This is a genomic window from Massilia sp. BAP21 (genome assembly GCF_057801335.1).
The window spans coordinates 2,731,101-2,752,751 of record NZ_CM173596.1; the positions used below are offsets into that span (position 1 = coordinate 2,731,101).

At 65.0% G+C, this 21,651-nt stretch carries 20 protein-coding genes; 14 read left to right on the top strand and 6 right to left on the bottom strand.

Annotated elements, in window-relative coordinates:
• Positions 1–41: 41 nt before the first annotated feature.
• Together ACWYRN_RS12080 and ACWYRN_RS12085 are read right to left on the bottom strand one after the other, a co-directional pair.
• Entirely contained in the window at positions 42–614 is a 573-nt protein-coding gene (locus tag ACWYRN_RS12080) for a TlpA disulfide reductase family protein (RefSeq protein WP_229437321.1), read from the bottom strand.
• Positions 611–1,243, bottom strand: a complete 633-nt coding sequence (locus tag ACWYRN_RS12085) for a hypothetical protein (RefSeq protein ID WP_488692635.1) — start codon at positions 1,241–1,243, stop codon at positions 611–613. Before ACWYRN_RS12085 ends, ACWYRN_RS12080 begins: the two co-directional genes overlap by 4 nt.
• Positions 1,244–1,319: 76 nt before the next feature.
• Here ACWYRN_RS12085 and mpl point away from each other — a divergent pair, with 76 nt between their 5' ends.
• From mpl to corA, 9 genes are all read left to right on the top strand, one after another.
• Positions 1,320–2,690 (top strand): UDP-N-acetylmuramate:L-alanyl-gamma-D-glutamyl-meso-diaminopimelate ligase, encoded by a 1,371-nt coding sequence (mpl, locus tag ACWYRN_RS12090; RefSeq protein WP_488692636.1) that lies wholly within the window; start codon positions 1,320–1,322, stop codon positions 2,688–2,690.
• The gene (locus tag ACWYRN_RS12095) at positions 2,687–3,283 is read left to right on the top strand and encodes a YqiA/YcfP family alpha/beta fold hydrolase (protein ID WP_488692637.1); all 597 of its coding nucleotides are present in this window, start codon (positions 2,687–2,689) and stop codon (positions 3,281–3,283) included. The genes mpl and ACWYRN_RS12095 overlap by 4 nt, the downstream gene beginning before the upstream one ends.
• A 68-nt stretch (positions 3,284–3,351) precedes the next feature.
• Positions 3,352–3,867 (top strand): chorismate--pyruvate lyase family protein, encoded by a 516-nt coding sequence (locus ACWYRN_RS12100; protein ID WP_488692638.1) that lies wholly within the window; start codon positions 3,352–3,354, stop codon positions 3,865–3,867.
• Entirely contained in the window at positions 3,864–5,915 is a 2,052-nt protein-coding gene (locus ACWYRN_RS12105) for a ribonuclease catalytic domain-containing protein (RefSeq protein WP_488692639.1), read from the top strand. The genes ACWYRN_RS12100 and ACWYRN_RS12105 overlap by 4 nt, the downstream gene beginning before the upstream one ends.
• A 27-nt stretch (positions 5,916–5,942) precedes the next feature.
• Entirely contained in the window at positions 5,943–6,212 is a 270-nt protein-coding gene (locus ACWYRN_RS12110; protein WP_488692640.1) for a hypothetical protein, read from the top strand.
• 376 nt (positions 6,213–6,588) lie between these two features.
• Positions 6,589–7,440 carry an energy transducer TonB family protein gene (locus ACWYRN_RS12115; protein WP_488692807.1) on the top strand — a complete coding sequence of 284 codons (852 nt, stop codon included), beginning with the start codon at positions 6,589–6,591 and terminating at the stop codon, positions 7,438–7,440.
• A complete protein-coding gene (gene aroE / locus ACWYRN_RS12120) occupies positions 7,440–8,258 on the top strand; it encodes a shikimate dehydrogenase (RefSeq protein ID WP_488692808.1) in 819 nt (272 codons plus the stop codon). The genes ACWYRN_RS12115 and aroE overlap by 1 nt, the downstream gene beginning before the upstream one ends.
• Before the next feature lie 8 nt (positions 8,259–8,266).
• Positions 8,267–8,998 (top strand): monofunctional biosynthetic peptidoglycan transglycosylase, encoded by a 732-nt coding sequence (gene mtgA / locus ACWYRN_RS12125; RefSeq protein WP_488692641.1) that lies wholly within the window; start codon positions 8,267–8,269, stop codon positions 8,996–8,998.
• 122 nt (positions 8,999–9,120) lie between these two features.
• Entirely contained in the window at positions 9,121–10,095 is a 975-nt protein-coding gene (gene corA / locus ACWYRN_RS12130) for a magnesium/cobalt transporter CorA (protein ID WP_229437314.1), read from the top strand.
• Between the two features lie 15 nt (positions 10,096–10,110).
• Here corA and ACWYRN_RS12135 read toward each other — a convergent pair whose 3' ends face one another.
• Positions 10,111–10,782, bottom strand: a complete 672-nt coding sequence (locus tag ACWYRN_RS12135) for a methyltransferase domain-containing protein (RefSeq protein ID WP_488692642.1) — start codon at positions 10,780–10,782, stop codon at positions 10,111–10,113.
• Between the two features lie 99 nt (positions 10,783–10,881).
• Between ACWYRN_RS12135 and ACWYRN_RS12140 the strand changes: the two genes are divergently transcribed.
• The 3 genes from ACWYRN_RS12140 to ACWYRN_RS12150 all read left to right on the top strand — a co-directional run bounded on the left by ACWYRN_RS12140 (position 10,882) and on the right by ACWYRN_RS12150 (position 14,915).
• Entirely contained in the window at positions 10,882–11,421 is a 540-nt protein-coding gene (locus ACWYRN_RS12140) for a hypothetical protein (RefSeq protein WP_488692643.1), read from the top strand.
• A 93-nt stretch (positions 11,422–11,514) separates the two neighbouring features.
• A complete protein-coding gene (locus ACWYRN_RS12145; RefSeq protein ID WP_488692644.1) occupies positions 11,515–12,315 on the top strand; it encodes a DUF4349 domain-containing protein in 801 nt (266 codons plus the stop codon).
• Positions 12,316–12,488: 173 nt separating this feature from the next.
• Complete coding sequence (locus ACWYRN_RS12150; RefSeq protein WP_488692645.1) at positions 12,489–14,915, top strand: TonB-dependent receptor domain-containing protein; 2,427 nt, start codon at positions 12,489–12,491, stop codon at positions 14,913–14,915.
• Positions 14,916–15,054: 139 nt separating this feature from the next.
• Here the strand turns inward: ACWYRN_RS12150 and ACWYRN_RS12155 are convergent, their stop codons facing one another.
• Positions 15,055–15,561, bottom strand: a complete 507-nt coding sequence (locus tag ACWYRN_RS12155) for a hypothetical protein (RefSeq protein ID WP_488692646.1) — start codon at positions 15,559–15,561, stop codon at positions 15,055–15,057.
• Positions 15,530–16,270, bottom strand: coding sequence for a glycoside hydrolase family 19 protein (locus ACWYRN_RS12160; RefSeq protein ID WP_488692647.1), 741 nt, complete (start codon positions 16,268–16,270; stop codon positions 15,530–15,532). Before ACWYRN_RS12160 ends, ACWYRN_RS12155 begins: the two co-directional genes overlap by 32 nt.
• A 350-nt stretch (positions 16,271–16,620) precedes the next feature.
• On the opposite strand from ACWYRN_RS12160, the gene ACWYRN_RS12165 reads away from it, so the two are divergent.
• Both ACWYRN_RS12165 and ACWYRN_RS12170 read left to right on the top strand, forming a co-directional pair.
• On the top strand, positions 16,621–18,828 hold the full coding sequence (locus tag ACWYRN_RS12165; RefSeq protein WP_488692648.1) for a TonB-dependent siderophore receptor: 2,208 nt from the start codon (positions 16,621–16,623) through the stop codon (positions 18,826–18,828).
• Positions 18,829–18,852: 24 nt separating this feature from the next.
• Complete coding sequence (locus ACWYRN_RS12170) at positions 18,853–20,136, top strand: PepSY-associated TM helix domain-containing protein (RefSeq protein ID WP_488692649.1); 1,284 nt, start codon at positions 18,853–18,855, stop codon at positions 20,134–20,136.
• A gap of 212 nt (positions 20,137–20,348) precedes the next feature.
• Here the strand turns inward: ACWYRN_RS12170 and hemL are convergent, their stop codons facing one another.
• Positions 20,349–21,644: a glutamate-1-semialdehyde 2,1-aminomutase gene (gene hemL / locus ACWYRN_RS12175; RefSeq protein WP_488692650.1), complete on the bottom strand. Its 1,296-nt coding sequence runs from the start codon at positions 21,642–21,644 to the stop codon at positions 20,349–20,351.
• Positions 21,645–21,651 lie beyond the last annotated feature (7 nt).

Sequence of the window (21,651 nt, forward strand, 5' to 3'; positions counted from 1 at the left end):
TTCGGAATAGAACGACCGTTCGCCAGCCCCGCGGTGCCGCCTTACAGGGCCGCCAGGTCCGCCTTCAGCTCGTCGAACTTGAGCTTGCCCAAGTAAGTCTTTTTCACCTGGCCGTCGGCGCCGATCAGCACCGTGAAGGGCAGGCCGCCCTGCGCATTGCCGAAACCGCGCGACAGTTCCGTGCCGCCCATGCCGCCCACGTACAGCGGATACTGAATCTTGTGCTTGGCGGCGAACTCGCTCATGGCCGAAGGCGAATCGATGCCGATGCCGATCACGTTATACCGTTTGCCGTTTTCTTCGTTCGCCAGTGCCGACAGTTCCGGCATTTCCTGCACGCAGGGGCCGCACCAGGTGGCCCAGAAGTTCACCAGTACCGGCTTGCCCTTCCATTTTTCCAGCGACTGCGGCTGGCCGTTCAGGTCGTTCAGCGATTGCGCATATAGATTAGTGGAGGCCGTGTGGGCCGCGCCGCCGGTCGGGGCCATGGCGGTCGTCATTGGTGACGATGCGGGCGCCGCCGGTTGCGGCTGGGTCTTGTACCCGAGGAAAGCGCCGAGCGCGCCAAAGACCACGGCCACGGCCGCGAGTGCTGCCAACTTCTTTTTATTCATTCGTCCTGTTCCAGAGATTGGTCGGTCGTCATCAAGGCGCGCAGGCCGGCCGCGTCGACACGCTGCAGGCGGCCATCGGCGCGCGGCTTGAGTGCGCCACGCAAGTCATGAAATTCATATAGCTCAGCGTGGACGGCTTCCTTATGCCACAGGAAGCTCACCGTTTCAACCGGATCGTGGCGTGCGCCCTTGAAGTGGGGCGTTTCCGAGATATCGATATTCACGTTGCGGCCCAGCAGGAAGATCTCGACTTCCTTGGCGCTGTCGGCAAACAATTGCAAATGGATGTCGTCGTGCTCGCCGGCGGTGCCGTTCAGCACCGCGCCGGTGAGATAGGGATTGAACGCGGCCAGCGCGTCCATGACCTGCAGGGCCGTCTGGCGCAGATGCAGCAGGCGCGCGGCCTGGGCGCTGCCGCCGAACAGGGCCTGGTACTTGCGCACCTCGTCCTCGATCTGCAAGTTGTCGGGCATCAGGTTCGGGGCCGGCTGGTCCACGCCCAGCACTTGCCGTGCGGCCTTGCGGCGGGCGGTGGCGTAATCGGCGCCGTCTTGGGCGATCATGCGCGCCGCTGTGGCGGCAATCTCCAGGCGCAGCTGGAATAGGTCATTGTTCTGGCTTGGCATCATGAGGACGATCATACTCTTGAACGAAAAATGGCATCGCGTCGGTTAGAATCCTGTATTCGCTTTCATACCCACGACCATGCACATTCATATCCTCGGCATTTGCGGCACCTTCATGGGTGGCCTGGCGGTGCTGGCCAAGGAGGCCGGCCACCGCGTTACCGGTTGCGACGCCAACGTCTATCCACCGATGAGCACCCAGCTCGAAGCCCAGGGCATCGAACTGATCCAGGGTTACGGGCCGGAGCAGGTGTCGCTGGAGCCAGACCTGTACGTGGTCGGCAACGTGATGACGCGCGGGAACCCACTGATCGAGGAAATCCTGAACCGCGGCCTGCCGTACATGTCTGGCCCGCAGTGGATTGGCGAACACATTTTGCGTAATAAATGGGTGCTGGCCGTGGCCGGTACCCACGGCAAGACCACGACCTCGTCGATGCTGGCCTGGATCCTGGAAGACGCGGGCTATTCGCCGGGCTTCCTGATCGGCGGCGTGCCGATGAACTTCGGCATTTCGGCACGCCTGTCGGGCGAAGCCGACAGCGACTTCTTCGTGATCGAGGCCGACGAATACGACACCGCCTTCTTCGACAAGCGTTCCAAGTTCGTGCACTACCACGCGAAAACCGCCGTGCTGAACAACCTGGAATTCGACCACGCCGACATCTTCCCCGACATCGGCGCCATCGAAACCCAGTTCCACCACCTGGTGCGCACCGTGCCGGGCATCGGCCGCCTGGTGGTGAACGGCGACGAAGCCTCGCTGGCGCGCGTGATCAAGCGCGGCTGCTGGAGCGACAAGGAAACCTTTGGCAGTTCCGATGGCGTGAACTGGGCCATGGTCGAGCATCCGGGCGGCGCCAGCTTCGACGTACTGTTCAATGGCGAGAACCAGGGCACGGTCCACTGGGAACTGACCGGCAAGCACAACCGCTCGAACGCGTTGGCCGCGATTGCCGCCGCCCGCCACGTGGGCGTGCCGGTGGCGCAGGCGGTCGATTCGCTGTCGCGCTTCCAGAGCGTCAAGCGCCGCATGGAAGTGCGCGGCGTGGTGAACGATGTCACCGTGTACGATGACTTTGCGCACCACCCAACCGCGATCGCCACCACCGTGGGCGGCCTGCGCCAGCGCATCGGGACCAATGGCCGCATCCTGGCCGTGCTGGAACCGCGCTCGAACACCATGAAACTGGGCGCCATGAAGGACGCATTGCCGGGCAGTTTGAAGGATGCCGACCTGGTGTTTGGCTTCGGCAGCCAGCAGGCGCTGGGCTGGTCGCTGGCCGACGCCCTGAAGCCGCTGGGCACGATTGCCCACAGCTTCGACCAGATCGACTACATGGTGCAAGCGATCATCCAGGCCGCCCAGCCGGGCGACCACATCCTGGTGATGAGCAACGGCGGCTTCGGCGGCGTGCACCAGAAGCTGCTCGAGGCGCTGGCGAAATGATCTTGTACTTGCACGGCTTTCGCTCCTCGCCGCGCTCGTTCAAGGCGCGCGTGGTGCAGGAGCGCATGACGGCGGCCGGCCGCGCGAACGACCTGATCTGCCCGCAGCTGCCGGCCTCGCCGAAAGCGGCGATGGAACTGGCCCTGCTGCTGGCCGAACGGCACGCGCCAGAGAACCTGGCGATTGTCGGCTCGTCGCTGGGCGGCTTCTACGCCACCTGGCTGGCCGAGCGCCTGGGCGTGCGCGCAGTGCTGTTAAATCCTGCCGTCGATCCGTTGAGGAACCTGGAAAAGCACGTCGGCGTGACCACCAACTGGCATTCAAGCGAGCCGTTCGAGTTTCGCCGCGAGTATATTGACGAGCTGGCCGAGCTGAAGGTCGCGCAGATTACTCGTCCGGAGCGCTATTTCCTGGTCGCGGCAACCGGCGACGAAGTACTGGATTACCGCGACATGGTGGCGCACTACGCCGGCGCGCGCCAGCACGTGATCGAGGGCAGCGACCACGCGATTTCGGCATTCCCGCAGTATGTGGACGAGGTATTGGCGTTCTGCCAGCCGGATGTCGACTGGAAGCAGGCAGGCAACAACTAGTGCGCGGCAACTCCTTGCGCCAGGCGAAATGGCATCGCCATGTTGGCGCCGTGCACGCGCCGCCTGCCATGCGCGACTGGCTGACGACGAAGGGTTCGCTGACCGCGCGCCTGGTGGGCAGTAGCGACAGCTTTCGCGTAAAACGCCTGCACCAGCACGCGGCGTTGTGCGCGCTGGAAGAGGCGGGGCCGATCGGCCTGGCGCGCCGCGAGCGGGTGTGGGAGCGCGAGGTCTTGCTGTGCTGCGACGGTGCGCCGGCGGTGTTCGGCCACACGGTGGTGCCGATGTCGGCCACGGCCACCGACTGGCCGCTGTTTTCGGCGCTGGGCGAACGCTCGCTCGGCACGACCCTGTTTTACGACCCGCGGGTACGACGCGGGGCACTGGAATTTGCACGGCTGCGCAGGGGCCACCCGCTAGTCGAGCGGCTGTGGTCCGCCCTCGGTGGCGATCTGCAAGGAAACGAATTTTATGCGCGGCGCTGTGTCTATCGCCGCCATCAAGGCCTGCTGATGGTCACCGAGGTATTCTTGCCGGCGGTACTCGATCTGGGCGCAACACCTATAACGCGAAACGAAACATGAATGTATTTTTTGAAGAATCGGGCGACTTCAAGGTCGGCTCGGTGTTGTCCCAGGCAGGCGAGGCATACCAGGTAGAACTGTCGAGCGGCAAACGATCAAAGGTGAAAGCCAAGGACGTGCTGCTCCAGTTCGAGAAACCCGACCCTGCTGCGCTGCTCGAGGCCGCCAAGGGCATCGCCGCCGATGTCGACCTGGAATTCCTGTGGGAAGTCGCTGGCCAGGAAGAGTTCGGCTTTGCCGAGCTCGGCGCCGAGTACTTCGGCCATGCGCCGCTGCCGGCCGAGGCCGCCGGCCTGGTGCTGGCCCTGCACAATGCGCCAATTTACTTCTATAAAAAAGGCCGTGGCCGCTACAAGGCGGCGCCCGAGCAATCGCTGCGCGCGGCCCAGGCCGGCATCGAAAAGAAAAAGCAGCAGGCCCTGATCCAGGCCGGCTACGTCGAGGAACTGAAGGCGGGCAAGCTGCCGGCCGCGCTGCAGCCCATGGTGCACCAGCTGCTGTTCAAGCCGGACCGCAACACCATCGAATACAAGGCCATGGAAACGGCCGCCAGCGAACTGCAGACCTCGGCCCCGCGCCTGATGCTGAAAGCCGGCGGCATCGCCTCGCCGAAAGAGCTGCACATGGGCCGCTTCCTGTTCGAGAACTTCCCGCGCGGCGCCGGTTTCCCGGCCGTGCCCGTGCCGAATGCGCCGGCAAACCTGCCGACGGCGAACGTGGCCGCCTTCTCGATCGACGACGTCACCACCACCGAGATCGACGATGCCTTCTCGGTCGAGCAGCTGGAAGACGGCAACGTGCGCGTCGGCATCCACATCGCCGCGCCTGGCCTGGCGATCAAGCCGGACGACGAGATCGACAAGATCGCGCGCAGCCGTATGTCCACCGTGTACATGCCGGGCGACAAGATCACCATGCTGCCGGACGAAGTGGTGAACGCCTTTACCCTGGCCGAGGGCACGACCTGCCCGGCATTGTCGCTGTACGCGACCCTGAACCCCGCCGACTGGTCGACAGTGTCAACAAGTACCCGCGCCGAGCTGGTGCCGATCAAGAACAACCTGCGCCACAACGACCTGGACGAGCTGGTCAACGAAGAAACGCTGGAAAGCGGCGCCGGCGAGTATCCGCACAAGGCGGAGCTGGCGCTGCTGTGGAAGTGGGCATTGAAACTGGAAGCGGGCCGCATGCTGAAACGCGAAGCATTTGGCCTGAAGCCGGAGCAGGCCAACCGCGTCGACTTCAATTTCTATGTCGAGGATGACGTCGTCTCGATCGTGCGCCGCAAGCGTGGCGCGCCGCTCGACAAGATCGTCGCCGAGCTGATGATCTTTGCCAACAGCACCTGGGGCAAGCTGCTGCACGACTCGGGCGTGCCGGGCATCTACCGTTCGCAGGGCGCCGGCAGCGGCGCCGGCTGGGCCGCCAAGATGCAGGTGCGCATGGTCACGCACGCCGCGCCGCACCAGGGCCTGGGCGTTGATCAATATGCCTGGAGCACCTCGCCGCTGCGCCGCTATACCGACCTGGTGAACCAGTGGCAGATCATCGCCTGCGCCGAGCATGGCGTAACCGCGCCGCTGGTCGCCCCGTTCAAGCCACGCGACGCGACCCTGTTCTCGATCGTCTCGGCCTTCGACGCCGCCTACTCGGCCTACAACGATTTCCAGCAGACCATGGAACGCTATTGGTGCCTGCGCTGGCTGGGCCAGGAGCAGGTCAAGCAGACCGAGGCGGTCGTGTTGAAGGAAGACGTGCTGCGCCTGACCGAGGTGCCGCTGGTGATCCGCCTGCCGGGCATGCCGCCGGTGGCGCGCGGCGCCCAAGTGAAACTCGACATCGTGCGCTGGGACGAAGTCGACCTCTCGCTGGAAGCACGCCTGCTCGAAGTGGCCCAGGCCGCGCCGAGCGAGGAGCTGGCCTTCGATGAGGAAGAGGGCGAGGTGGCCGATACCGGCGAAGCTGCCGTGGAAGAAGTGGTCGAAGCCGAAGGCGCGGTAGCGGCCGTCAGCACCGACGACGCTACGCCAGCAGCCGGCGCGCAATAATTCATCAGAGGCGGACACCATTCCATCATGAGCAGCAGGTCGATACGCACCATCGTCATCGTGACAGCCGTGATCGTGCTGGCCTATTGGGCCGTGTTCGCCTGGATGGTGTACCGCTCGCCGCTGGCATATGAGGCCATCGACTTCGATCACGATGGCTCGGTGAGCTTTAACGAGGCCGATTACGCGTCCTCGTTCGGGATGCGCACGATCTACCGCGATGGGGCGGAATGCGTCGAGTATTTTGCCGAGAAAGATGGCGTGGCGCTGAAGCTGGATTGCCCAAAGAAACCGTGATGCGGTCTTTCGTAGGGTGGGCACTCGTGCCCACGCGGTGATGAAGCGGCAACCACGCGGCCCCACATCATCTTGCGCCATATAAAAAATCGAGACCGCAAGAACAGATTATTCGAGCACGTCGAAACCCGAAGTAGCAGTGCCATCCTGCCCAAGTCACGTGTTGGAAAGCCGCAGCACGCAGCCAAAAGGACACGCCCGTAACCGCGTGGGCACGGAGTGCCCACCGTACGCTTGAGGTTCTGTGCACTCAACTGTTGCCCCGCGGCCACCAACCGCCCGCAGCGACTTCCTCCGCTGTAGAATGCTTGGATTCCCAGATTCAACTGCCGTCCGGCGCGCACGCGTGAAGTATTCCCGAGAAAACCGTCCCTTGATGATCGCCCTGGCCGCTTCGGTGGCCGCGCATGCGCTCTTGCTGGCGATCCGTTTTGCCGCGCCTGAAGTGTTCCGCATGCAGCCGGCCGATCCCGGCCTGGAAGTCATCCTCGTCAACGCCCGCCACGCCAATGCCCCGGCAAAAGCCGACGCCCTGGCCCAGGCCAACCTGGAAGGCGGCGGCACGGCCGACAGCGGCCGCGCCAGGTCGCCGCTGCCCGACCTGCGCCGCATCGACAACGGCGACAGCATCAAGGCCCTGCAGCGCCGCATCGCCGAGCTCGAACAGCTCCAGCAAAACGTGCTCACGCGCGTGAAAACGTCGGACTTCAACGCCGCCCCGGTGCGCGACAAGGACAAGCCCGATCCTACCCGCACCGGCCAGGACGAAATCGACACCACGCGCCAGATCGCGCGCATGACGGCCGAGATCACGCAGACCATCGAAGACCAGAACCGCCGTCCGAAGCGCACCCACATTTCGCCGAGCACGCGCCAGGTGGGCTACGCGCTGTATTACAAGGCGATGCAGAAGCGCGTGGAGGAAATCGGCACGCTGAACTTCCCCCAGCAGAACGGGCGCAAGCTGTACGGCGAGCTGGTGGTGTCGATTCCCGTCTACCAGGATGGCAGCCTGTACCAGAAGGAGGGCGGGCCGCGCGTCGAGCGCAGTTCCGGCGACCCGGCGCTGGACAAGGCGGCGCTCGAGATCGTGCGCCGCGCCGCGCCCTTCGGCAGCTTCCCCCAGAACATGCGCTCGGTCGGCAAGGATGACTTGTGGATCGTGATCACCCGCTTTACCTTCACCCGCGAGGAAAAAATGAAGGCCGAATTGCAGGAGCAGTCATGATGGACACCCCTTCCGATAAATATTGCGTGATCGGCAACCCGGTCGCGCACAGCAGGTCGCCGCAGATCCACGCCGCCTTTGCCGCGCAGACCGGGCAGCACATCGACTACGGCCGCCGCCTGGCGCCGCTCGACGCCTTTGTCGACGTCGTGCGCGACCTGATCGGCAAGGGCTACAAGGGCGCGAACGTCACCGTGCCCTTCAAGCTGGAAGCGGCAAGCCTGGCCACGCGCCTGGAAGAGCGGGCGCGCGCCGCCGGCGCCGTGAATACCCTCAGCTTCATCGACGGCGAGATCGTCGGCGACAACACCGACGGCCCCGGCCTGGTGGCCGACATCGTGCGCAATGCCGGCGTGGCGCTGGCGGGCAAGCGCATCCTGCTGCTGGGCGCGGGCGGCGCGGCGCGCGGCGTGATGCTGCCGTTCCTGCAACAGGGACCGGCCGCCATCGTGGTGGCCAACCGTACCCGGAAAACCGCCGACGCCCTGGTGGCCGACTTCCAGGACCAGGTCACGCAGGTCAAGGCCGTCGACTTCGGTGCAATCGAAGGCAGCTTCGATATCGTGGTGAACGCCACCTCGGCCAGCCTGGCGCAGGAAATGCCGCCGGTTCCGGCGTCGGCCTTTACGAAGGAGACGCTGGCGCTGGACATGATGTACGGCGACGCGCCAACGCCCTTCATGGTGTTTGCCGCGAAACAGGGCGCCACCACGCGCGACGGCTTCGGCATGCTGGTCGAGCAGGCCGCCGAAGCATTCACGATCTGGCGCGGCGTACGTCCGGACACCCGCGAACTCCTGACCACACTCAGAACATAATTAAAACGATGGCGAAAAAAGGCAATGCGGGCGGCGCGTCGGGCGCGTCGAATAAGCGCCGCTGGATCAAATGGATATTTCTCGGCCCGATCCTGGCTTTCATCCTGCTGCAACTGTATTTCTTCGTGCAAGTGTGCTGGTTTGTCTGGTTCAACCCAAGCTCGACCAGTTTCATGCGCCAGCAACTCTCGGAATTGCGCGAAAAGAATCCGAATGCGGAACTGAAACACCAATGGGTGCCCTACGACCGCATTTCGAATAACCTGAAGCGCGCGGTGGTGGCGTCCGAAGACGCGAATTTCGCCGATCATCCTGGCGTGGATTTCGAGGCGCTGGAAAAGGCGTATAACAAGAACAACCGCAAGCACAAGGTGGTCGGCGGCGGCTCGACGATTACCCAGCAACTGGCGAAAAACCTGTTCCTGTCGGGTTCGCGCAGCTATCTGCGCAAGGGCCAGGAAATGATCATCGCCTTCATGCTGGAGTCGGTGATGAGCAAGCGCCGCATCCTGGAAGTGTATTTGAACGTGGTCGAATTCGGCCGCGGCGTGTTCGGCGCCGAAGCGGCGGCGCGCTATTACTTCCGCACCCCGGCGGCCAATCTCGCCCCGGCCCAGGCCGCGCGCCTGGCCGTGATGCTGCCGAATCCCCGCTATTACGACCGCCACCGCAGCACCAATTACCTGGTCAAGAGGACCAGCCTGATCCAGCGTCGGATGGGTGCGGCAGAGTTGCCCTGAATCCAACATTTAATTCGTTGAAAAAACGCCGAAGACGGGGCAAAACCGTTGTTTCGGGGTGGCCGCGCACGGGGTGAACGAGTACACTTGCGTCAGTTTTGATTCCGGCCGAGAAAGCGCGCATGATCAACGTATTTGTCCTACAAAATGGCCGTCTGAACCAGGTCCCGATCGCGTCGCGCGCGGACCTGGAGAATGCCACGCCTGTCTGGGTCGATCTTACCGATCCGGACGACGACGAGCGTGCCTGGGTCAAGGCCATCTACGGCGTCTCGCTGCCGGGCGAAGACGAAGTGTCGGACATCGAGGCCTCGGCCCGTTATTACGAAGCCGAAAACGGCGATTTGCACCTGCGCACCGATTTCCTGCTCGAGGAAGAAGACGGCCCCTCGCGCGTGGTCACCGTCGCCTTTATCCTGTCGGGCAAGATGCTGTTCTCGATGCACTCCGACGATTTGCCGGTATTTCGCCTGGTGCGCATGCGCGCGCGTTCGCGTCCCGGTTCGATCGGCGACTATATGGACGTGCTGCTCGACTTGTACGCGACCGATGCCGAGTATTCGGCCGATGCGTTGGAGGGCATCTACGAAAGCCTGGAAGAAGTCAGCCAGCGCGTGCTGCAAAAGGAATTCACCGACCAGGACGCGGCTGCCGCGCTGAATGCCATCGCGCACGAGGAAGACTTGAATGGCCGCATCCGCCGCAACATGATGGATACGCGCCGCGCGGTGAGTTTCCTGATGCGCGGACGCCTGCTGAATGCCGAGCAATTCGACGATGCGCGCCAGATTTTGCGCGACATCGAATCGCTGGACGGCCACACGTCCTTCCTGTTCGACAAGGTGAACTTCCTGATGGACGCCACCGTCGGCTTCATCAACATTAACCAGAACAAGATCATCAAGATCTTCTCGGTGGCCTCGGTGGCTTTCCTGCCGCCGACCCTGATCGCCAGCATCTACGGGATGAACTTCCATAAATGGTTCCCGGAGCTGGACTGGACCTATGGCTATCCCTTTGCCATCGGCATGATGATCGCCAGCGCGATTGCGCCGCTGTGGTACTTCCGCCGGCGCGGCTGGCTGAAACTGGCCTGAAGTTTGTCGCCTGATTTATTCCGGCAGCTGGCCGACCAGGATCAGCGACGCCGGCTTGCCGCTCTGCGGGTGCAGCGGTTCGCGCATTTCGCGGATACGCAAGCCATTGTTTTCGAAGAGCGCGATCCAGTTTGAGAGGGTGCGGAAATACCAGGGCGGCGCATCCTGGAAACCGCTGTTAAAACCGGCCCAGCTGCCCTCGCGCCAGCCATCGGCATACGCCTGCTCGCCGCAGGCCAGCAGCGGATGCATGGTCTGCACCACCAGGTGCCCGCCGCGGCGCAGGTAGGAGGGCGCGGCGCGGAACAAGCCTTCCACCGCTTCTTTTCCGATCAGCGAAAAATTGCAGACCGCGAGATCGGCGCCCAGCTGCAGTTCGCCCTGCGCGATCCGTTCGTAGGACAGGCAGCGGAATTCCCCGCCGCCGGCCGCCCGCGCCGTCTCCACCAGGCCGGCAATCGCATCCACGCCGATCATCCTCACTTCCGGCAGCGCCCGCACCAGCCAGCCTTCGCCGCAGCCGAGATCGACGGCGGTCTGCGGCGCATGGGCACGCACCGTGTCGACGATGGCCGCATTCGTGACCAGGGTGCGGCTTTCGATTTCGCCATTGCGTACCGCCGCGACCCAGGGATCGGTATTCCGGTGCCAGGAGTCGATGACGCTGGTGTCGAGCTGGGCAGGCATGTGTCCTCCGCTTGGAAAAGGCCATTATGCGCCAGCCGCGGCCGGTAATGCCCGGCGGACTTGGCGATATACTCATCCGTTTCCACACCAGGAGTCGCGATGCCGGACCTGCCTTCAGCAACAGCCAATGAACACCCGCCGGCCGGCGACGCCGTGCTGCGCATCGTTTGTCCGACCCAGAAACGGCTGTTGCCGGTGCTGGTGGGCGCTTTCCTGCTGCTGTTCCTGCTGCCTGCCACGTTCAGGAACCTGCGCCGCGCGCCGGACGACGTGTCCTGGCTGCCGCTGGTGGTGCTGGCCGTGATGTGTTTGCTGGTGCTGGCCATGCTGTACCGCAGCTTCGTGTTCCGCGATGCGCTCTGCATCTACAAAGGAGGCGACGTTCCCGATGGCATGCTCGTGGTGGCGGCCGGGAGCATCCGCTCGGTGCGCGCGCTGCCCGCGCCGCAGGCCTGGTCGGCCGAGGGCAAATGGGATGCACTCGGCATGTATCCGGGGCCGATCGAAATCGGCACCGACAGCGGCGCCTTCCGCTTCGGTGCGGGACTGAGTGGCTACATGGTCGGGGAAACGGTCGACAGGATTGCCGCTTTTTGCGGCCTGGCGCCCGAGGGATGGCGTTCTCTTCAGCAGCAGTGAAGCACCGGCAGGGTGCTTGCTTGATGGAAAAGCGAGGTGCCCGTACACTGGACAGGCTCTGCAGCGACAGGGCGTGAACCATGTGAAGGAACGATGATGCGGCAATGGATCGTCTTGCTGGCCCTTGCGGCCTTGTTTGCCGGCTGCAAGGGCCAGCCCGGCAGTGCGGGAAATGCTGCGCCGGCAATGGCGCAAGTCAGCGTCGATCACAAGCGCGCGCCGCGCGTCGCCTATGAGCATGCGGTCGAGTTCGAGGTGCCGGTAGGCCACACGCGGCAGGTCTACGAGGCCGTGCAGCAGTCGTGCGCGGCCTTGCCGGAACAGGGCTGCACACTGCTGGAAGCGAGCATCCGCGCCGGCGCCGAACCGGGCGCGACCGTCCGCATGCGCATCGTTCCCGAGGGCGTCAATCGGGTACTGAAGTCGCTGGATGGGCGCGGCAAGGTGATCACGCAGTCGAGCATCGGCAAGGACCTGGCCGAGCCGATCCAGGACGCCGAGCGCAAGATGGGCATGCTGACCGCCTACCGCGACCAGCTGCAGACCCTGGCCCGCCAGCGCGCGCTCGATCCGGAAGCCCTGATCAAGCTGCACCGCGAGCTGGCCGAGGTGCAGAGCGAGATCGACAACGCGGCCACTTCCCAGGCACAACTGCGCAGGCAGGTGGACACCGAACTGCTGACGGTGGCCATGCACGAACACGCCCGGGCCGGCCAGGCCAGCAAGGTCGGCCAGGCGCTGGACGACTTCGGCGGCGACCTGCTGCAGGGCGTCGCCGCCCTGATCACCTTCGTTGCCTCGACGATTCCCTTTGTCCTGGCCGGCGCGGTCGTCTACCTGATATGGCGCCGGGTGCGCCGGAGCCGCCGCGGCGCCGCAACGGACAAGCGCTGACGCGGCATCGCTGCGCCCGGCAGCAGGCTGTTACATCCATTTACGCTTCTTTACGCCCCCGGACGGTGCAGGCGCGATGCGAGGTTTTACAATGGAGGCTTTCAGCCTGCCGAGCTCGCTTAATCGAGCGCGTGGCGAGCGATGCCACTTCAACGTCAATAAAGCATTCACCGATGGTCCAACGAAACCGTTCCAAGCAGGCCCGCATCCAGCCAGGCGCCGCCGGCGCCACGCCACGCAGGCAGGCCCTGTACCTCGCAGTTGTCCTGGCCGTGTGCGAATTCGGCGCGATACAGCCGGCGCTGGCGCAAAGCACCGCCGGCGCCCAGGCTGCGCCGGCGACGGCCGCGCCGGCTCCCACGTCCGCTACCGCGCCGGCGACCGCAGGCGCCGCGCCGCAAGCCGCCAGCACCACCGCCGCGCCCGCTGCCGCAGCGGAACCTGCACCCCAGACTATCCAGTCCGTCAACGTGGTCGGCGAGCGCCAGAACAACCGCATCGACCGCCAGGTCTACGACGTCAAATCCGACGTGAATGCCTCGAATGGCAGCGCCGCCGATGCGCTCGGCAACGTGCCTTCGGTGGCGGTCGATCCGGACGGCACCGTCTCGCTGCGCGGCAGCACCAACGTGCAGATCCTGGTCGACGGCAAGCCTTCGGCCATGCTGCAGGGCGAGAACCGCGGCTCGGCGCTGCAGGCCATGCCGGCCGAGGACATCGACTCGGTCGAGGTGATCAATAACCCGGGCGCGGAATTCGGCAACGAAGGCGGCGGCGGGCCGATCCTGAACCTGGTCATGAAGCGCAACCGCCGTCCGGGCGGCTTCGGCGCGGCGAATGCCAACGCGGGCACGGCCGGGCGCCATAATGCCGCGCTGAACGGCGCCTACAATTCCGGCCTGTGGGGCTTCCAGGGCGGCATCAACATGCGCAAGGACGGCCGCGATTCGACCTATGAAAGCGAGCGCGAGCGCATCGACCCGGTCACGGGAGCCAGCCAGCGCAACACGCAGGAGTCGACCAGCAATGGCCTGAACGACAGCGTCGGCTTGCGCGGCCAGGTGACCTATAACCTGAGCCAGGACGATACGCTGGAAGCCGGCCTCGGCCTCATGAAGCGCAACAACGACCAGCAGGGCCTGGACCACTACAGCGTGTTCGACGCGGCCGGCAACACGACCAGCGACTACGCGCGCAGCACGCGCCGCAACGGCGACAGCCGCAACAACATGGGCAGCCTGCGCTGGGACCACAAGGGCGAGAAGCTGGGCGAGCTGTTCAAGATGGACCTGCGCGTGTCGACCACCGACAACGACAGCGAAACCGACTACGCCAACACCTATACGGTCACGCCGCCGCGCGCGGCCGACAGCCGCAACCTGCAGGACGTCGACAATTCGACGCGCATCATCGACTACACCGGCGACTACGAGCTGCCGCTCGAGAGCGGCGCCATCGTGAAGGTCGGCTACAAGGTCGCCGACAACCAGAGCGAGTTCGATACCCGCTACTACGATTTCGACCTGGGCAGCAACGCGCAAAGCATCAACGACCGCCGCACGAATGCCTTCGAGATCGACGAACGAAACACGGCGCTGTACGGTTCCTACCAGTGGAAGGTGAACGAGCGCTGGGGCGCCCAGCTGGGCCTGCGCGCCGAGCACACCGACATGGACCTGAAGCAGGTGACCAGCCGCATCGATGCCAGCAACAGTTACCTGAACTGGATGCCGAGCGCCTTTGCCACCTATAAACTGGGCGAGAAGACGAATCTGCGCTTCTCATACGCGCACCGCATCCGCCGTCCGGGCGCGGGCGAGCTGAACCCCTTCGTGGTCTACCGCGACGAATTCAACGAGTCCAGCGGCAACCCCTACCTGAAGCCGGTGCAGACCGATTCCTTCGAGGTCGGCTACGAAACCAAGGCCGGCGTGCTGGACGCCAACGTGCGCGCCTATTACCGCAACGAGCGCGACACCATCCGCAGCCGCCAGGTGGCGGTGAGCGACACGGTGATCCTGACGACGCTGGAAAACGGCGGCAGCAACCGTTCCGGCGGCCTGGAATTCACGCTCAGCGGCAAGCTTACGCCGAAATTGTCGGTGAATACCAGCGGCAACGTCTTCCTGGCCGAGCAGCAGCAGATCGACTTGCTCGGCAACGAATCCAGGCGCAGCGCCACCTCGGTGAACGTGCGCGGCCGCCTGAACTACCAGCTGACGCCGCTCGACCAGCTGCAACTGATGTTCAATGCCCAGGGCAAGACCCTGACCGGCTATGGCTACCGCGAACCGAGCGCCACCGCCAACCTCAGCTACCGCCGCAACCTGAGCCAGAGCCTGACGCTGGTGCTGAACGCCAACGACATCTTCAGCTCGCAGAAACAGGAAACCGTGACCGATTCGGCCACGCTGAAGGAATACTCGGTGCGCCGCTTCGACGGCCCGGTGGTGTTCGTCGGCCTGTCCTACCGCTTCGGCGGCGTGCAGGCAAACCGCCGGCAAGACGGGCCGCCAGGCGAAGGTTGGCGCCCGCCCCCTGGCGGCATGCCCCCCGGCGGCTTCGGCGGCGGCCCCGGCGGTGGCGGTCCGGGGATGTAGGGTGGTCGGCTCCACCCGTCGGGCAGCGCACACGCGCCGTATGCGCCGCCCACGCGTCCAGCGCACTGCTCCCTGGCGCATCCCCAAAACGAAGGAAGGGCGTGAAATAAAATTTCACGAAGCCTAAGCTTATGAAATTTTATTTCACCAGCGACGAGGGCGGTTCCAGAAACCCAGCACCCCCATCCTCGCAGCGCGCATGCCTGAGCGTCTTGCCGCGCCGCTCGACGGTAAGCCCATCGTCGAACGCGGGCGTCACCCCATCCGGCCCGCGCCCGACCCGGCTGTAAACGGTATAGGTGTAGCCGCTGCGCTGGAAGGCAACCGAGGTAAGCCCGCCACCGATCAGCGGCTCATTGCGCACCTTGAACACCGGCTGCGCGCGCTGCCCGGGCGCCGGATATTCCAGCTCAAGACGATTCGGCAAGCCGAAGCGGTACTGCAAGCCGTTCCCGGGAAGGGGAGAGCGGCACAGCGACACCGTCTTTCCCTCCATGGCGCAGGCAAACACCACATGCTCGCCGGCGCTGCACAGCGACGCCGGCGCCTGCACCTGCACCTGCGCCTGCCCCCAGGCCGGCAACACCAGCCAGCAGCCCAGCGCCGCCACCCATTCAGATCCCCAAAGCTTTCTTGATGTTCGCAAGGCGCGCTCCCCGGTCGCTCAATCCGTTCAGGCCGCCGTTGACGGCGCGGGTGACCGCTTCCAGGTCGTCGGTGTCGGCCACTGCATTGACTTTACGCGCCTCCCAGTAGTGGAAGGCCGATTCGATGGCGTATTTGAGCTCGCTCACGAGCAGGTCGGGTTCCGCGACAAAATCGCGTGGGTCGTTCGCATCGCGCGCATTGTGGGCGGCCGTGAAGGCGGCGTAGTTGTCGCGCCCGGTCAGCTGGATCAGGCCGCGCCCGCGGTAGCGGTAGCCGTCGCCCGAGGCTTCGCTGCCGTTGCCGAGACGATCGGCATACACATAGCTGAGCAGATGCTCGGCATTACCCGCATAAAAATCGGCCTCGGTCCACAGCTTGGGGCGCAGGCGCGCCGGCTGGCCGTCCGGCCCGAGGCGGCATTCGTCGAGCGCGCGGTCGTACTGCGCCTGCCCGCCCTTGCAGCCGAACACCTGGCGCATGCGCACGGCGGCATAGCGGCCATTTTCCTCGGTCGCGCGGAAGCTGCTTTCGTGCCCGATCTGGGCCAGGAAGTGGGCGATGCGGAGCGGCGTGTCGACCCGGTAGCGGCGCGCGCTGTCGTTCAGGCCGTCGACGATGGCGGCGTAATAGTCTGCGGAATTGGTCGGCTCGGCTACCCGCAGCAGCGCCACGCCGACGGCGAACGGTGCGCCTTCGGGCTGCGGCAAGGTTTGCCCCGAGCGGGGCAGGCGGGAGCGGGAAGCTCCGCGGGAAGAGCGTCGAAGTCGCGCCATGGTCGGTGTCCAGCCGAAGTTGAGGCCATGATGGCACAGTGCCGGCCCGCCGCCGCATCGCCGCCGACCAAATGTTTGCGCTGACGTAAAGACCACGTTCACCAAAATTTACATTGGTCAAATCACCCATATTGCACTTTTCTCAGGTGCGTAGGTTGACTTTGTAATGAGAATCGTTATCATTCACATTCTCATTGCGGTATGCAATTGCTGCGTTTCCATGTGAATGGTCCTGCGCATGACCGCCTATCGTTCTTTTTTCTGCTACTAACCCGAGGTCTCTGATGGAAATGCATGTGCACGCACGTGGGCTTTATAAACTGAACCGGATCGCGCTGTCGGTCGCCCTGGCCCTGCCGCTGCTCGCGCATGCCGAAGCCGACGAGCCTTCACTCGACCAGGCCGGCCAGCCCATCCAGCAAGTGCAGATCCGTTCGCAAAAGGTCCCGACGGCCGGCTCCTATGGCACCCCGTCGCAGAACTCGGCCACGCCGCTCGACTTGTCGCTGCGCGAAACGCCGCAGTCGATCTCGGTGGTGACCCTGCAGCGCATCGAAGACCAGCTGATGACTTCGGTCACCGACATCGTCGACAACGTCACCGGCGTCTCGGTGAACGCCTACGAAACCAACCGCGCCGGCTTCACCTCGCGCGGCTTCGACATCGACAACCTGCAGATCGACGGCATCCCGACCACCTACGAGCAGGCCTGGAGCGCCGGCGAAGTCTCGAGCAGCCTGGCGACCTACGAGCGCGTGGACGTGGTGCGCGGCGCCACCGGCCTGATGACCGGCGCCGGCAACCCGTCGGCGGCGATCAACCTGGTGCGCAAGCACGCCGACAGCAAGGAAGTCACGGGCTGGGTGGAAGGCGGCATCGGCCGCTGGCACGAAAAACGCGTGCTGGGCGACGTCTCGACCCCGCTCAACGAAAGCGGCAGCGTGCGTGCGCGCTTCGTCGGCGAATACAGCGACGGCGAGAGCTGGATCGACTCCCTGAAGAACCGCAACCACACGCTCTACGCCACCATCTCGGCCGACCTGTCGCCGACAACCCTGCTGCAGGCCGGCTACAGCCACCAGGACCTGAACGCGCGCGGCCCGATGTGGGGCAGCCTGCCGTACTGGTACACCGACGGTACGCTCACCAACTGGTACCGCAGCAAGACCACCGCCGCCGACTGGACCGCGCTGCCGTCGACCTACGACAACGGCTTCCTCGACCTGACCCACACGTTCGAGAACGGCTGGAAGGTACGCGCCAACTACAACCACGGCGAGCGCCGCGGCGACTCCTACCTGCTCTACCTGTCGGGCATGTTGGACCGCGTTACCGGCGCCGGCATGAGCGACTTCTCGGGTTCGTATCACACCCGCACGAAGCAGAACGACATCGGCCTGCACGTCAGCGGCAGCTTCGACGTCGCCGGGCGCACCCACGAAGCCTCGTTCGGCTACATGCGCATGAAGCAGGAATTCACCTCGGACAACCGCGCGGCCGACTTCGGCGGCGTGAGCTCGACGGTCACCGACTTCAACAACTGGAACCCGGCCGCCTATCCGGAGCCGGCCTGGGGCGAGCTGACCTTCTACGAGCGTAGCAAGACCGAGCAGCAGGCGCTGTACGGCGTCACCCGCCTGAACCTGGCCGACCAGCTCAAGCTGATCATCGGCGCGCGCGTCACCGACTACGAAAAGAACGGCGTCGGCTTGTGGACGGCCGCCTACACGGTCAAGCACGACCACGAAGTCACGCCCTACGCCGGCCTGGTCTTCGACATCAATTCCAACTACTCGGCCTACGCCAGCTACACCGACATCTTCCAGCCGCAGAACCGGCGCGACCTGGCCGGCAACCTGCTCGACCCGGTGGTCGGCAAGAACATCGAGGCCGGCATCAAGGGCGAGTTCTTCGAGAAGCGCCTGAGCGCCTCGCTGGCCGTGTTCCAGATCAAGCAGGATGGCCTGGGCCAGGAAGCGGGCCTGGTCGACCGCGACGGCGCCGGCCCGAACGCGCCGGAAACCTATTACCGCGCCGTGGCCGGCGCCAAGAGCCGCGGCTTCGAGTTCGATTTGAGCGGCCGCCTGGCGCCGGGCTGGAACGCCACCGCCGGCTACACCCAGTTCCGCGCCAAGGATGCCGACGGCAACGACTTCAACAGCATCTACCCGCGCCGCCTGCTGCGCGTGTTCACCACCTACCGCCTGCCCGGCGCCTGGGACAAGCTGACGATCGGCGGCGGCGTGAACTGGGAAGGCCGCACCTGGACCGTCGACCCGCTGGCGCCGCCGACCACGAACGGCATCATCGAGCAGAAGGACTTCGCCCTGGTCAACCTGATGGCGCGCTACGAATTCAGCCCGCAGCTGTCGGCCCAGCTGAACCTCGACAACGTGACCGACAAGACCTACTTCGGCATGTTCGCGGCCTACGGCGGCGTCAACTACCGCGCACCGCGCAGCGCCTCGCTGACCGTGCGCTACCGCTTCTAACCGGTTCGACAGAGAGAGGCCGACATGCGCGCATCCTGGACCCTGGTCCACCGTTATCTCGGCCTGCTCACGGCCGCCTTCCTGTTCCTGAGCGGCGTCACCGGCGCCATCATCTCCTGGGACCACGAGCTCGACGACCTGCTCAACCCGCACCTGATGGAGGCGCACACCCCGGGCAAGCCCCAGGACGCGCTGCTGCTGGCGCAACAGGTCGAGGCGCGCTACCCGGACATCCGCGTCTCCTACATTCCGCTGCACGTGGAAGCAGGGGAGTCGCTGGCGCTGGGCGTGTCGCCGCGCTACGACGCGAAGACCGGCGAACTGACCCGGCCGGGCTTCAACCAGGTCTTCGTCGACCCGGTGACGGGCGCGGAACTGGGCAAGCGCGAGTGGGGCGCGGTGTGGCCGATCACGGAGGAGACCTTCGTTTCCTTCCTCTACCGCCTGCACTACACCCTGCACATTCCCGAGATGTGGGGCATCGACCGCTGGGGCATCTGGCTGATGGGCGCGATCGCCATCGTCTGGATGGTGGACAGTTTTGTCGGCTTCTACCTCACCCTGCCGGTGCGCAAGCGCCAGGCGGCGGTGGCGGCGGCGGCCTTGCACAACAAGCTGGAGCCGAGCGGTAAATCCTGGTGGCAGCGCTGGCAGCCGGCCTGGAAGGTGCGCTGGAAGGGCGGTTCGTCGAAACTGAACTTCGACCTGCACCGCGCGTTCAGCCTCTGGACCTGGGTGCTGCTGTTCATCCTGGCCTTTACCGCCTTTTCGCTGAACCTCTACCAGGAGATCTTCTATCCGGTGATGAGCAAGGTGTCGCAGGTGACGCCGACGCCCTTCGACACCCGCAGCATGGCCGACAAGCAGCACCTGATCGAACCGAAGGTGCCGATGGCCGAGGCGGTGAAAGGGGCCAACGTCGAAGGCGCGCGGCGCGGCTGGGAAGACCCGGTCGGCGGCATCTATTACTCGCAGGAGTACGGCATCTACATGGTCAGCTTCTTCCAGCCGGGCGGCGACCACGGCACCGGCGGCGTGGGGCCGGCCCTGCTGTACTACGACGGCGTGAACGGGGCGCTGCTGGGCGAGCGCCAGCCGTGGAAGGGCACGGCGGCGGACATCTTCGTGCAGGCCCAGTTCCCGCTGCATTCGGGGCGCATCCTCGGGCTGCCGGGGCGGATCCTGATTTCCTTCATGGGCGTGGTGGTGGCCATGCTGAGCGTGACCGGGGTGATCATCTGGTGGCGCAAGCGCGCGTCGCGCAGGGTGGTGGTGGCGCAGCGTAAAACAGTCATGGCCAGGGCGTAACCCGTACGGTGGGCACGCCGTGCCCACGCGGATGGCTGCGTCACGTTTGCCGCTGAACGCGGCATTGAAATGATAAAACCCGACACGTTAGCGCGGATCATCCGCATACGTCTCGGGTGGGCGGATGTTTCGATGGTAACCGCGTCAACGAGACGCGCACATCCGCGTGGGCACGGAGTGCCCACCGTACGGTTCAAGCCGCAGGCCTGGCTTCAGACCAGCTTGGCAAATACCCGCTTCGCCGCCTCCACCGTCTCGGCAATCACCGCATCATCATGCGCCGCCGAGACAAACCCCGCCTCGAACATCGCCGGCGCGAAGTACACGCCTTCCTCCAGCATGCCGTGGAAGAAGGCATTGAAACGCGCCTTGTCGCCGGCCATCATCTGGCCGTACGAGCTTGGCACGGTCTCGCTGAAATACATGCCGAACATCCCGCCCACCGAGTCGCCGCAGAAGGCGATCCCCGCTTCCTGCGCCGCCGCCGTCAAGCCGGCAACCAGCTTCTGGCCGGTGGCGGTCAGCTTCTCGTAGAAGCCCGGTTCCTGGATCAGCTTCAGCGTGGTCATGCCCGCCGCCACCGCCACCGGATTGCCCGACAGCGTGCCGGCCTGGTACACCGGCCCGATCGGCGCCATCTTCTGCATCAGTTCCGCCTTGCCGCCGAATGCCGCCACCGGCAGGCCGCCGCCGATGACCTTGCCCAGCGCGGTCAGGTCCGGCACGATGCCGTACATCTCCTGGGCGCCGCCGAGACCAACGCGGAAGCCGCACATCACTTCGTCGAAGATCAGCACCGCGCCGTGTTTGGTGCACAGCTCGCGCATGCGGCCCAGGAATTCCGGCGTGGCGCGGATCAGGTTCATGTTGCCGGCCACCGGCTCGACGATCACGCAGGCAATGCTGTCGCCCATCGAGGCGAATGCCTCTTCCAGCTGGGTGACGTTGTTGTAGTCCAGCACCAGGGTGTGCTTGACGAAGTCTTCCGGCACGCCGGCCGAGGTCGGGTTGCCGAAGGTGAGCAGGCCCGAGCCGGCCTTCACCAGCAGGGAATCCGCGTGGCCGTGGTAGCAGCCCTCGAACTTGACGATCTTGTCGCGCCCAGTGGCGCCACGGGCCAGGCGCAGCGCGCTCATGGTCGCTTCCGTGCCGCTCGAGACCAGGCGCACCTGCTCGATCGACGGCACCAGCTTGATGATTTCCTCGGCGATCTCGATCTCGCCTTCGGTCGGCGCGCCGAACGACAGGCCGTTGGCGGCCGCGTCCTGCACCGCCTTGATCACTTGCGGATGGGCGTGGCCGACGATCGCCGGGCCCCAGGAGCCGATGTAGTCGATGTAGCGCTTGCCGTCGGCATCCCAGAAGTAGGGGCCTTCGGCGCGGGTGATGAAGCGCGGGGTGCCGCCGACCGAGCGGAAGGCGCGCACCGGGGAATTCACGCCGCCCGGGGTGCTTTGCTGGGCGCGTTCGAACAGGATGTCGTTGCGGGAGGTGTGTTCAGTAGTCATCTTGGGA